We start from the raw sequence: 11,993 nt of genomic DNA on the forward strand, positions 1-11,993 counted from the left end.
GGTTTGGGACTTGGTTCGCGGAAACCATCAGGGCCAGCGGCCGCGTGTGCCGCGCAAACAGGCCGAACACACGTCTGCTTCTGACCCGTGCAAAACTAGACTCAAAAATGTCTTGCTATGCAGGAGCTATCCACACAGGTCTTTCGGCCTGATCCGTGCTACTGTCGATTATCAGCATGATGTTGGTGTAGGGCGGGTTTGGCGGACGGAGGAAAAGCCATGTCCACCATTCACCTTCCCGTCGTTCGCGCCGAAGCCTCGGCTTGGAACAAAGGCCGCATCATTGGTCAGAAACGTCCCCTTCTGCCCAAGCATGTCTGGGCGATCCGCGTCCGCCTGGAGATCGCAGACAACATCCGCGACCTGGCCCTGTTCAACATGGCCATCGACTGCAAGCTGCGGGGCTGCGATCTCGTCCGGCTCAAAGTCCGAGACGTCTTCGTCTCGGGTCAAATGAAAGAGAGAGCCTCGGTCTTGCAGAGCGAGACCCAGCGACCTGTCCAGTTCGAGATTACGGAGCAGACGCGCAAAGCCGTCCAGCGGTGGATAGAATGTCCGGCTATGTTTGGCTGCGACGACCTTTGGCCAAGCCGGTTTCACGGCAGCCCCCACCTCTCAACCCGGCAGTATGCGCGCATCCTTCGGGGATGGGTGACTTCGATCGGGCTTGAGCCGAGCGCCTACGGCACGCATTCGATGCGCCGGACCAAGGCTGCACAGATCTACAAAAAGACCGGCAACCTGCGCGCTGTACAACTTCTGCTGGGCCACACCAAGATGGACAGCACCGTGCGTTACCTGGGGATCGAGCTCGAAGACGCACTGGAGATTTCCGAGGGCGTCGAGATGTAGCGGATCAAAAGCCATCGCGCGACTTATCCGACACCGACCTGGCGAAAGCGCTGCCGGTATTGCTGTGGCGTTATGCCGGTAGTGCGCTTGAACAGCCTGCGGAAGGCGGCGGGTTCGGTGTATCCGACCTCGGGGCCTACATCTTCAAGCGGCATGTCGCCGGTTTCCAGGATTTGCTTGGCTTCTTCGATCCGCAGGGACTGTACATAATCCAACGGAGCGTAGCCCGTCGCAGCCTCGAATCTGCGCTTGAAGGTGCGAGTCGCGAGACCGGATACCTCGGTCATTCCGGCCACCGGGTTGGGTTCGGCATAGTGATCCCCGATCCAGGACTGTGCGGCCGCCACTGCAGCATCGTCGTGCTGGGGTGGGCGCACGCGGGCGGCGAAGGGCAGCTGTCCGCCGCTGCGATCGCCGAACAGGAACAGCTTGGCGCTGCGTCTGGCCTCCTCCTCACCACAAAAGCGCGCCACCAGGTAAAGCGCGAGATCGGTCCAGGATGCCGAAGCGCCGGAGGTGACCACCCGATGATCGGCGCCTGCCGCGACGATGACCCTTTCCGGTCGCAGGCGGACAGAGGGGTACTGCGCGCGGATCTGATCCACCGCTGCCCAGTGGCAGGTTGCTTCCTCGCCGTCCAGGAGCCCGGCTTCGGCCAGCATCAGCGAGCCTGTGCAGACTGAACAGATTAGCGCGCCCTGTTTGTGCTGCTCTTTAAGCCAGGCCGCAGCCTCGGGCCAGCGTCCCCGTGTGTCTTCATTGCGACCCACGGCAAGGTCACCCACGATGACGATGTCCGTGCGTTTGACCTCGTCAAAGGCATGGTCCGGCGTGATCGGCAGGCCTACCACATTGGCGAATGCGGTCCGGTCTTTGGCCACGATGCGCGGCACGAAACGGCGCGGCCCTGGGGGCCAGCCGGTCAGCATCTCCCAGCCCGAACCGACATAGGTCAGCACCTCGTAAAGGCCGTTCATGACTCCAGTAGCCATCTCGGGCACGGCGACCAAGCAGACGGACATCCGGGCGGGCGAAAATGGAGTGCTCATTCCGCGAGCATGGCACATTTGAGCCGATTTCGTCGAGTCTGTACCTCACGCAATCCAAACAGCGCATGCGACTTGCACGCCAGTGGGCCGGATTGGCCGCACCTGTCCAAGGAGACAATTATGACGACAACGACAAACACACGTTATCGGAAGCCGGGCCTCTTTGGGGCCATCTGGAACTGGTTGCAGCGGCTTAAGCGCGGCGCGAAGTCGGCTCCAGAGCTGACCACCCTATCTGACCGCACGCTGCGCGACATCGGCATCGAACGCGATGAGCTTCGCCGCTTGGGGATCAGAACCGAGCATGACGCCATGCGCTACTCCGGCTGAGCGGCGCATTCCATGTCATCCCCATTCACCCGGCGCCGACTTCTCGGCACGACACTCGCCGCGACCGGCGCAATCCTTGCCAGCGTTGGCTCCACCTGGGGTCAAACTCTCATCACCAAAGGAAAAATCATGCTTGATGCATACACAAACCCGCCCAGGGGCCTTGTCGAGGCTGCGACCTTCCCCCTGATCGAAGCCATCCACGGTCGCCGCTCCCGGCGCTTTGCCAAAGGGGCGTCGATCCCCGCCGGACCACTGGCCTATACCTCCAAGGAGGCACCTGAGGCGCTTGACCCGGTGGAGCAGATGCTCCTGATCTCCACCATCGCCGGGAATACCGGCTGGGCGGAATTGTTCGCGCATCACCCGGAATACAAAGGCAAGCTGCCGAACTACACCACGGCGGCCGGCGGACGCAGCTTTCCGTCCTCGGCGGGGTTCAACACGTCGGAGTTCTTCTTCACCGACGACACTGGGGTCTATTTCCTGCCGACGCGCGACATGACGCCGACACCGAGCAAGGAGACCGACCTTCACGCCTGGGTCGAGGCGCACCAGTCGCGCATCGTCAAGCTGGCCGACGGACGGCTGAACATCCCGGCGGCGATGCCGCATATGGAGGGGCACAATACCTGGTCGGCCAACGCTCCCGGCTCGACGCTGGTGATGCCGGTCGCGGATGTGGCGCAGCATGTGATCCTGCTGCTTCTCTACCTCGTGCAGAACGGGACCGGCATCTATGACGACGTGAATGGCCGGATGATCCCGGGGATCGAGCGCTATGCCCACCGGCTGAACATGGATGTCGCCTATCCGATGACCTTCCTGGAGCAGGTCGCCCTGACCGACGTTTCGGTCGAATTGGGGACCGCCTGCTATGCGGGGGCGCTTATGCTGCAGGCCCTTGGGCTTGGCGGCTGGATGTACACCGGCATCAACCCCTTCACGGTTCTGGGGGCCAGCGGTGATCCGGCAGTTCCGGGTCTGGGCTTCCGCTTCGACATGCTGGACGGCAATCCGCTGCCGCATTTCACCGGCCTGCCGGGCGTGTTCGAAGCCCACGTGCCGCCGCATCATGCCGACATGCGGGCCGCTGTGGAGGCGGCTGTGGCGCGCAAGTTCGGTGCGGGCGGGCCGTTCGATGCCAAGCTGGGCGGGCCTTACAAGGAAAACGCCGCCGTCCGCTCGGCCGCAGCGCAGATCGACGCCGAGGCTATCGAGATCACCACGCTGATGGCGGACTACGTCCTCAACACCTTCGGGCGTTTTCCGGCCAACGTCCCCGCCGTGTTCCTGAACACCTACCTTCAGGCGCACCGCCTCGATACCGGGTTCTACGACACGCACTACGGCCCAGGCGCGTATCTCCGCACCCATGCCGAGCATGACAAGAACTGGGGCTGACGCCCCTTGCGGGGCGGCCTGACCGGTCGCCCCTATCCCCCGTCCCCTAAACCCATCCGCCGGTCGAAGAACCGGCCATTCCCCTTTTTCCGGAGACCACCATGTCCACCCTGCAGACCGATATTGGGCCAGCGCCCGGCATAGCCGCGCGCGTCCGGCCCCGTTTGATCATCGAAGAAGGCCGCGCCCTTCTTCGTCTCGCCGCCCCTATCATGCTGATCTCCCTGGTGAACATGGGGATGAGCGTCACCGACACCGCGATGATTTCCGCCATGTTTGGGGCCGAGGCCTTGGCCTCGGTCGCCGTCGGCAGCGATCTCTACTCGGTCCTCTTCTATCTCGGCGCAGGCGTTCTGGCGGGCCTGTCGCCGTTCTACACGGCGGCGGCATTGCGCAAGGATCCTGCCGAACTCGCGCGGCTGGCCCGGATCGGCTTTGCGGTCGTGGCGTTGCTCGCCAGCGTTCTGGTCGTTGTCGTCTGGACTGCGCCAAACTGGCTCAAGTCCCTCGGGCTTGATCCGGTGCTGCTGGACGCAGGTCAGGGCTACACCCGCGCCATGGCCTTGACCCTTGTGCCGATGCTTGGCGTTGCTCTCTATCGGACCATCCTGACGGCGGCTGAAAAGCCGAAGGTCTTCCTGAAAGTCACTCTCGCGATGCTGCCGCTGAACGCGGTCGGCAACTGGGTGCTGATGACGGGCATCGGGCCTTTCCCCGATCTCGGGCCGACCGGCGCTGGCGTTTCGACGCTGATCGTGGCGACGACGACTTTGATCGTCTTGGCGCTTGTTGCCGGCGATGCGACCACCCGCAACACTCGGAAGCCGAAGACATCCACCGTCGACTGGGGCGGTTTGGTGACCGTCCTGCGCGTGGGCCTGCCGATCGGTATTGCTACGGTCGGCGAGGTTGGCATTTTCCTGGCCGCGACGATCTATGCCGCGACCCTGGGCGCCGAGGAGGTCGCCGCCCACACCCTAACTCTGCGGACGGCGGGCGTGGCCTATGCCATACCGACCGCGATCCTGCAGGCCGCGATGGTCCGCATGGGTCGGGCCGAGACGCTTGGCTTGCCGTCGATCCGCTCGGCCGTCACCGCCAGCAGCCTGATCCTGTCGCTGGGTTTTGGGGCGCTTCTCTGCCTCGCGCTGACTCTAGGGGCGGGAACCATCGCCTACGGCTTCTTTGACGACAGCCCGACCGGCCTCGCCACCGCCGGCATCGCTTTGGGGCTGCTGATGATCCTTGGCGTTACCGAGCTGATCGTCGGCCCGGTGCCGCCGCTTCGGGCCTCTTGCGGGGACGCAAGGACACCAAAGCCGGGATGCTTTTCACCATCTTGGGCCACTGGGCCATCGGCGCACCCGCTGCAATCTACCTTTGCAAATGGCAGGGGATGGGGATCACCGGCGTCTGGATCGGCCTCGCGGCAGGGACACTGACGACTACTATGCTGATGCTTGGCCGATTGCTGATGTTGCGGCGATAGGACCCGGCGATGTCGATTGTTGCTACCCCCAGAGAGGGGGTAGCAACTGAAGCTGCCGACCCAAATCGCCTATCGGCCCTGCAGCAGCCGCGCCGCATGGGCCTGCATCGCGGCGGGCAGCCAGGCCGAAAACTTTGGGCTGAGCCGTTCGTAGCGCGCGACAAAGTCCGGGTGCCCGAGGTACATGTCGGCCAGCCCGGCATAGGCGTCGGGAGGGCATGTCTTGCCCCAGAAGTCGGCAATCAATGCGCGGTGATCTTCGACCACGGCATGATTTTCCTTCGCCGCAGGCGCGATCCCCGCCTCGAACGCATCTACCAGCCGCGCTTCGACGTCTTTCAGTCGCGCCATCAAGGGGGCTACGGCCTCTGGACTGTCCCCGACCGCGACCTTTGACGCCGCGATCTGATCGGCCATCTCTGGGCCGTAGGTTTCTATCAGCCAGGTCTCGTATTCGGCCTGCTTTGCCTGGGCAAAGGGGGCATAAAGGTCTACGTTCGCCATGTCGCGTTCTCCTTTCAAATGCGCGATCGTGGCATCCAGTGTGGTCAGGATCGCCTTGGCCTGGGCTGCCTTTTCCGCAACTGCGGCGCGATGGCGCGTCAGGCGGGCAACCGCAGGCTCGGCGCTGTCCAAGAGCGCCGCGATATCGGCCAAGGGCATTTCCGTGCTGCGGTAGAACAGGATCTCCTGCAACCGCAGCAAGTCCGCCCGGCGGTAAAGCCGGTAGCCGTTCAGCTGCACATGGCCAGGGCGCAAGAGGCCGATCTGGTCATAGTGATGCAGCGTCCGGACGGAAACGCCCGACAACCTGGCCAGCTGGCCGACTGAATATTCCTCGATTCGCTGTGACATGGCCCCTTGATCGGGCCTGACGTTGCGTGAGGGTCAAGGGGTTTGCGGGCAGGCCGAAGAAGAACCAGCCACAAAGGACGCGGATGGCCCTGGCGGATTTCCAAAACACATGTGGCCGACCTCAGCGAAGAGGCCATGCACGACACGACTCTTTGGCTTGTTGCGCCCAACATCATGAAAACCGCCCAGCCAAGAACCCAGAAAACCAGTCTTCTCGAGAACCGAGACGCCATGTTCGCAGCTTCACTGTACCTCAAGCAGAAGTGGTCCGTCGACCTCCAGTTGCACGCGGCCGCGGCCATTGCGCAGGATGCGAACGGGCCAGTCGCCCTCGGCCAGGCGGCGCGAGAGAAGGAGCAGGCGGGATTCCAGATTGTCCTTGAAGTCGGGAAGCTTCAGCGTGGCATCCAGCCGGAACTCGCGGTTGGTGAACTCGGACCGCCCCTCTTCCGCATAAATTTGCAGCATCCGCCAAAGCAGCCGACCGGGGACGCCCTTGATGACATAGGCATGGTTGAGGAAAAGGCTGTCGTCATAGGCAAAATGCTGGATCCGGATGTTCTGACCGCCCGGGCGGGATTGCGGCTTGGCCACGGCCCGGCTGGCCTGGTTGTTGTCCGGCCCATGCGAGGTTTCGACAAGCGAGACCAGCGCAGCAAGCTGCGCCGCGATCAGGCCGACGGCTTGTTCGTCCGTCGGCGTGAAGGCAAGCCTGTCGTTCGATTCAATATAGATTAGGCCCCGCAGCTCAGCGCCCGCGATCATCGGCACGGCCAGCAGGCTTTGCGGCGCCTCAAGCCCGGGCATCGGGATCATGCGCGACGGATCATGGCTGAGGAGCCCCGTGGTCTTGACATTGTCGATGTAGAGAAAGTTTCGCCCGACGCAGGAAAAACGCAAGGTCTGCGCCCGTTCGGCCGCCATGCCGATGACGCCCTGCCCCCAGCGGACCTCGGCCCCCGCCCCCTGTCGATCATAGCCGCGGCTGGCGATTGCCGTCAGGGTGCGGTGCTCGGGATCGGCGAGGAACACCATGCAATGCGGCAACCGAAGTTGATCCACGAGACCGTCAAGCACCCGGTTGATCGCCTGGTCAAGGTCATCGATACGCGACAGCGACAGTGCAAGCGGGATAGCCACGGCCAGGGTATTGGCGCGTGGCTGTCTTGGGATCGGAGCGTCAGCGTCACCTGGCTCAAAGCTCTGCACCTCGACATCCAGAACCCGGTAGATGTCGGCTGACCGAAGGCGCATGACATGGTCCATGCCATGATGCGAGGCGACCGCGGTCACCAGCGTGGCAAGCGTGTCGAAAAGCGGCCCCGAGGTTTCGGCGCGTTCGAAAAGCAGGTCGAGGATCAACTGCGCACCGGTGAGCGCGTTCACCACCACGACCTGAAGCCGCGGGTTCTCCATGACGTTCCTGACCATCTTGGACATGAACTGGTTCGACAGCGCCACGTGGTCTTCGTCGATGTAATAGACATGGCTGATATAGGATACATTCGGTGTGCCATCCCGCGACGCGGTCACCGCGACTGACGGCACGACGCCTTCAAAGCACTCCCAGTGATCGGCGAGGACAGGGCGCTCCACTTTGCTCATAGGCGTTGGCCTGCGTTCTTGCCGGGGGTCTGCAGGAAGACCGCTTCCGGGACCAGCCGAACACGGTACAGCCCGCGCGACGCGAATATGACGCGAACCAAGCCCTCCGATTCTCCCAAACCACGGATCCGTTTGCGGATTACCGCAGTAAACACCGCTGAGAGCTCTAGATCGGCCGCTGTGCAGTCGCCCCAGCTCACCGCTTTGCCTTTGATCTGATAAGCATCATAGGTCTCGGGCGTTGTGAACGTCACCGCGATCTGCCCCGTGGCTTCGATGTTGGCCAGCGTCTGGCGTCCTGGCCAGCGCGAAATGAGGACCTCGACCGCTTCGCCCCCGTCGATGACGCGCGCGCCGTATCCGCGCGACATCGTCGGGACAAGTGCGCGGTCGCAGGTGCCGACGATGATCGAGGGATGCGACTCGATGAGCGCAATCAGCTTGCTATCAAATCCTGAGATCATCCCGTCCCTCGGCGTTTAGGAACGTTTTAGGATTTGAAGCCCTCGCTTAGCAAGTCCGTAGGAAGCGCGGGCCCGGCCGCCCCGCTATTGACGCTGCACCAAACAACCACGGGGCAACGATCATGCAAAACCTGCGCTTCCTGCTTTTTTCCACCGTTGCATTGGCAACATTGGGCAACCCGGTTTGGGCCGACGAGGCGGCCATCGCGCGCGGCGCCTACCTGGTGTCCGTGGTGGGCTGCGGCGACTGCCATACGCCGGGCTACTTTCTGGGAGAGCCGGATTTCTCCCGCGCGCTTGGCGGATCGGAGGTCGGGTTCGAAATCCCGGGGCTTGGGACCTTCTACGGACCGAACCTAACCCCGGATGTCGAGACCGGGCTTGGCGGCTGGACCGAGGCCGAGATCGTCGCGGCGTTCACCACCGGCGTCCGTCCGGACGGGCGCGCCCTCGCTCCGGCGATGCCCTGGATGGGCTACGCCAACTTTACCCCCGAAGACGCCAGCGCGATTGCCGCCTTCCTGAAGTCGCTGCCGCCGGTGTCGAACAAGGTTCCCGGGCCGTTCGGGCCTGAAGACGTACCAACCGCGTTCGTCATGCGGGTCATTCCGCCCGGCGGCTGACGCATTTGCCTAACCAACCCCAACCCTAGAAAAGAGAGACCAACCATGACCACGACCAACATTCCCCTGAACTTCGGCGGCTCGCTGGCAACCATCCGTCTGTCCCACGACGGCGGGGCCGACGGGATTGCCGTCATCGAGCACCGGCTGCCGAAAGGCTATGCGCCGCCGCTGCATGTGCACCTGAATCAGGACGAGGTATTTCACGTCCTGCGCGGTCGCATCTGCGTCGAGGTGGGCGGCAAGCTGCAGTATGCCGGTCCCGGTGACCTTCTAAAGGCCCCGAAAGGCATTCCGCACCGCTTCATCGTCATGTCCGACGAAGGCGCATTGGTTCTGACGATTACGTCGGGTGCCGACTTCGAGAGCTTTGTGCGCGATGCTTCGGTGCCCTTTGCCGACGGCGTTCCGCACACAATTCTGCCCCCGAACGAAGCCGAGATCGCCCGCCAGTCGGCGGCGGCCATCCAGAACGGGCTGGAGCTGCTTGGCCCGCCGCTGACGCTTGCCGATCTGGGCCTGCGCGCGGCCTGACCGGAGCCCGATAGCCCGACCGCAGCGGCGCCCTGCCGCTGCGGGACCTTTTTCTGGATCCAGACAGGCCCGGTGCCGCCTTGGCGCGGAGTGTGGGCCAACGACCAAAGCCGAGACGGTCAGATCAGCCAATTGTCCTGGTGACGCGATAGACGACCTTCGACCAGCGGCATGATCAACAAGGCCTGCCCACCGTGGTGTCAGGGACTTTACGCCGGGCGCGAACCGAGGCCGTGACGCAGCACGGTGAAAAGGAAGATCGCCATCGACAGGGCGGTCAGCAACGCACCCGCTGCGGCAAGGCCCGGTTCCCCGGACGTGATCGCCACCGCGATGCCCGGAACCATCACGATAACGCCAAGAATCGCGGTTCCGGCGTGCAGGCGCGCAAGCCAGGTGCCGGCGGCCTGCGGCGTCATTCGGTAGTAAAGCCCGAACAGCGCCATCGTGGTCCAGCCGACCAGATTGAGATGCGCGTGTGCGCCGGACATCAGATGGTCCTGGCTGATGGCCATCTGAATCCCCCAGGCCATCCCGACCGATACACACAGCACCGCCGCCAGAAAGAAGACAAAAGCCACGTCACGCATGCCGCACCTGTTGCTGGGCAAGGCCCGGTCCGGTGAAGCGTGATCCATAGCGCGCGGCGATTTCGGCGACTGCGGCCACGTCCCGCGGCATCTGCAACTGGTTGCGGGCAAGTTCGGCAAAAAAGCCTTCGAAACCGCCGGGTGTCAGCACGGTAAGGCCCTTTGCGCCACGGGCGCCGGTCATGAAGCTGTGCGGCGCACCACGGGGAACGAAGGCGGTGCCCATCGCCCCGCGCGTGAAGCGCTCGCCCGCGACCTCAAAGGTGATCTCGCCGTCAAGCACGATGAAAATCTCATCCTCGCGGTCGTGCACATGGGCGGGCGGGCCAATGAACGGGTCGGCCTCGGCATGGATGATGGACATGGCACCCCCGGTTTCAGCGGTGCTGAGGATGGTCCGGTATCGCGTGCCGTTCCGATGATGGACGGTCTCTGAAGCAGGCATTCTGGAACTCCGGTTGTTTGTGGCAAGCGCGCAACGTCGCGCCGTGACGCCGTATGAGGGGCATCAAGCAATTTGTGAAATCGATTGTTGGTATGGTATTAATTCGTTCCATGAATTTACAAAGCTTCGATCTGAACCTTCTGAAAGTCCTCGACGCGCTGTTGCGCGATGCATCCACGACCCGCGCGGGGGCGCGGATCGGGTTGTCACAGCCGGCGGTTTCGGCGGCTTTGGGGCGGCTTCGGGCGGCGTTCGGCGACCCGTTGTTCGTGCGGGACGGACAGGCCTTGCGCCCCACGGAATTCGCGCTGTCTCTGGTGACCCCGCTGCAGCACCTGCTTGAGGATACCAACCAGCTTCTGGCGCGCCCGGCCTTCGATCCGTCGACGGCGACCGATCTGTTCCGCATCTCGGCGGCGGATTTCTTTACCGAGATGTTGCTGCCGGACCTGACCGCCCGGCTGGAACGGGACGCGCCGGGGGTCAAACTGCGCTACACCGATGCGATCAGCACGAAAGCCATCGAAGACATGCGTGAGGGCCGACTGGATCTGATCATCTTGCCGCGCCAGACCGTCCCGTCTTGGCTGGAATCCGAGCCGCTTTTCCGGTCCGACTTCTGTGTCGTGGCGCGCCGCGACCATCCGGAACTGGCCCGCCACGGCGTGATCCGCGGCCAGCAGTTGCCGGTCGATCTGTATTGCAGGCTGCGGCATGCTGTCTTCCGGGTGGTCGAAGACCAGACTGGCGTCGAAGACCGCTTTCTCGCCAAACTGGGCCACACGTTGCACATCGCACTGAGCGTTCCAAGCTTTACCGCTGTCTGGCGCGCTGTGGCGGCAACCGATCTGGTTGGCATGATCCCGCGTCGGCTGGCCGAACGTGTGGCAGGCCCCGCCAGGCTCGAGGTCTATGCAATGCCCTTTGCTATGCCCCGTGACGAGCTGTGCCAAGCCTGGCACCGCCGCAATTCTACAGCACGGGGTCTCGCCTGGTTGCGGGCGCAGGTGTCTAACATCCTTTCGAAACTGGATGACGGACCCAATCCGGTATAGGATAGGGCAGACGGGCGAGCGACGGTAACAGCCGGGAGAGGATTCATCCGCAGTGTTGTTCGCTGCACCAAACGGTAGCCGTTTGCACGGACGAAACTGCGGATGCCGAAGTACCAGTTCCTCACCCCACTTCGATCGCGGCCCAGTCCGGCCATTCAAGGTGCGACCGTCGCTGCGGTGCGGCTTCCCCAGAGCGGTCATTCGACCTCATCCGTGCTATGATCGGTCATCAGCGCAATGTTGGTGTCGGGTGGGCTTGGTGGATGGAGGAAGAGCCATGCCTACCATTCACCTTCCCGCCGTTCGTACCAAAGCTCCGGCCTGGAATACGGGCCGGATCATCGGTCAAAAGCGCCCGCTTCTGCCGAAGCATGTCTGGGCGATCCGCGTGCGTCTAGAGATCGCGGATAACATCCGCGACCTCGCCCTCTTCAACATGGCGATCGACTGCAAGCTGCGGGGCTGCGACCTTGTCCGGCTAAAGGTACGCGATGTTTTCGTGTCGGGCCATATGAGGGAGAGAGCCTCGGTCTTGCAGAGCAAGAATCAGCGCCCCGTTCAGTTTGAAATCACGGAACAGACCCGCAAAGCAGTACAGCGGTGGATCGAAAGCCCGGCGATGTTCGGGTGCGATGATCTTTGGCCAAGCCGGTTTCACGGCAGCCCGCACCTTTCGACCCGGCAGTATGCACGCATCC

Annotated in this window: 14 protein-coding genes; 8 read left to right on the forward strand and 6 right to left on the reverse strand. The window is 63.3% G+C overall.

Annotated features, from left to right (window positions below; genetic code table 11):
• Positions 1 to 219: 219 nt before the first annotated feature.
• Positions 220 to 852 carry a tyrosine-type recombinase/integrase gene (locus ACRCSW_RS16425; protein ID WP_438706727.1) on the forward strand — a complete coding sequence of 211 codons (633 nt, stop codon included), beginning with the start codon at positions 220 to 222 and terminating at the stop codon, positions 850 to 852.
• Positions 853 to 875: 23 nt separating this feature from the next.
• Here the strand turns inward: ACRCSW_RS16425 and ACRCSW_RS16430 are convergent, their stop codons facing one another.
• Positions 876 to 1,901 (reverse strand): GlxA family transcriptional regulator, encoded by a 1,026-nt coding sequence (locus ACRCSW_RS16430; protein ID WP_438706728.1) that lies wholly within the window; start codon positions 1,899 to 1,901, stop codon positions 876 to 878.
• Between the two features lie 120 nt (positions 1,902 to 2,021).
• Here ACRCSW_RS16430 and ACRCSW_RS16435 point away from each other — a divergent pair, with 120 nt between their 5' ends.
• The 3 genes from ACRCSW_RS16435 (at position 2,022) to ACRCSW_RS16445 (ending at position 5,077) form a co-directional block, all read left to right on the forward strand.
• A complete protein-coding gene (locus tag ACRCSW_RS16435) occupies positions 2,022 to 2,231 on the forward strand; it encodes a DUF1127 domain-containing protein (RefSeq protein ID WP_438706729.1) in 210 nt (69 codons plus the stop codon).
• Between the two features lie 129 nt (positions 2,232 to 2,360).
• Positions 2,361 to 3,635 (forward strand): hypothetical protein, encoded by a 1,275-nt coding sequence (locus ACRCSW_RS16440; RefSeq protein WP_438706730.1) that lies wholly within the window; start codon positions 2,361 to 2,363, stop codon positions 3,633 to 3,635.
• 101 nt (positions 3,636 to 3,736) lie between these two features.
• Entirely contained in the window at positions 3,737 to 5,077 is a 1,341-nt protein-coding gene (locus tag ACRCSW_RS16445) for an MATE family efflux transporter (protein ID WP_438706731.1), read from the forward strand.
• Positions 5,078 to 5,193: 116 nt separating this feature from the next.
• Here ACRCSW_RS16445 and ACRCSW_RS16450 read toward each other — a convergent pair whose 3' ends face one another.
• From ACRCSW_RS16450 to ACRCSW_RS16460, 3 genes are all read right to left on the reverse strand, one after another.
• Positions 5,194 to 5,979, reverse strand: a complete 786-nt coding sequence (locus ACRCSW_RS16450) for a MerR family transcriptional regulator (RefSeq protein ID WP_438706732.1) — start codon at positions 5,977 to 5,979, stop codon at positions 5,194 to 5,196.
• A gap of 243 nt (positions 5,980 to 6,222) precedes the next feature.
• Positions 6,223 to 7,584, reverse strand: a complete 1,362-nt coding sequence (locus ACRCSW_RS16455) for a GAF domain-containing protein (RefSeq protein ID WP_438706733.1) — start codon at positions 7,582 to 7,584, stop codon at positions 6,223 to 6,225.
• Positions 7,581 to 8,048: a hypothetical protein gene (locus ACRCSW_RS16460; protein ID WP_438706734.1), complete on the reverse strand. Its 468-nt coding sequence runs from the start codon at positions 8,046 to 8,048 to the stop codon at positions 7,581 to 7,583. The genes ACRCSW_RS16455 and ACRCSW_RS16460 overlap by 4 nt, the downstream gene beginning before the upstream one ends.
• A gap of 122 nt (positions 8,049 to 8,170) precedes the next feature.
• Between ACRCSW_RS16460 and ACRCSW_RS16465 the strand changes: the two genes are divergently transcribed.
• Positions 8,171 to 8,671, forward strand: a complete 501-nt coding sequence (locus ACRCSW_RS16465; protein ID WP_438706735.1) for a c-type cytochrome — start codon at positions 8,171 to 8,173, stop codon at positions 8,669 to 8,671.
• A gap of 45 nt (positions 8,672 to 8,716) precedes the next feature.
• A complete protein-coding gene (locus ACRCSW_RS16470) occupies positions 8,717 to 9,205 on the forward strand; it encodes a cupin domain-containing protein (RefSeq protein WP_438706736.1) in 489 nt (162 codons plus the stop codon).
• A 209-nt stretch (positions 9,206 to 9,414) separates the two neighbouring features.
• Here ACRCSW_RS16470 and ACRCSW_RS16475 read toward each other — a convergent pair whose 3' ends face one another.
• Complete coding sequence (locus ACRCSW_RS16475; protein WP_438706737.1) at positions 9,415 to 9,795, reverse strand: hypothetical protein; 381 nt, start codon at positions 9,793 to 9,795, stop codon at positions 9,415 to 9,417.
• Complete coding sequence (locus ACRCSW_RS16480) at positions 9,788 to 10,240, reverse strand: cupin domain-containing protein (protein ID WP_438706738.1); 453 nt, start codon at positions 10,238 to 10,240, stop codon at positions 9,788 to 9,790. The genes ACRCSW_RS16475 and ACRCSW_RS16480 overlap by 8 nt, the downstream gene beginning before the upstream one ends.
• 110 nt (positions 10,241 to 10,350) lie before the next feature.
• On the opposite strand from ACRCSW_RS16480, the gene ACRCSW_RS16485 reads away from it, so the two are divergent.
• Positions 10,351 to 11,295 (forward strand): LysR family transcriptional regulator, encoded by a 945-nt coding sequence (locus ACRCSW_RS16485; RefSeq protein ID WP_438706739.1) that lies wholly within the window; start codon positions 10,351 to 10,353, stop codon positions 11,293 to 11,295.
• 277 nt (positions 11,296 to 11,572) lie between these two features.
• A partial coding sequence (locus ACRCSW_RS16490) for an integrase (protein WP_438706740.1) occupies positions 11,573 to 11,993 on the forward strand: 421 nt, incomplete at its 3' end.

It is taken from the genome of Tabrizicola sp. (assembly GCF_051645465.1).
GTDB lineage: Bacteria > Pseudomonadota > Alphaproteobacteria > Rhodobacterales > Rhodobacteraceae > Tabrizicola.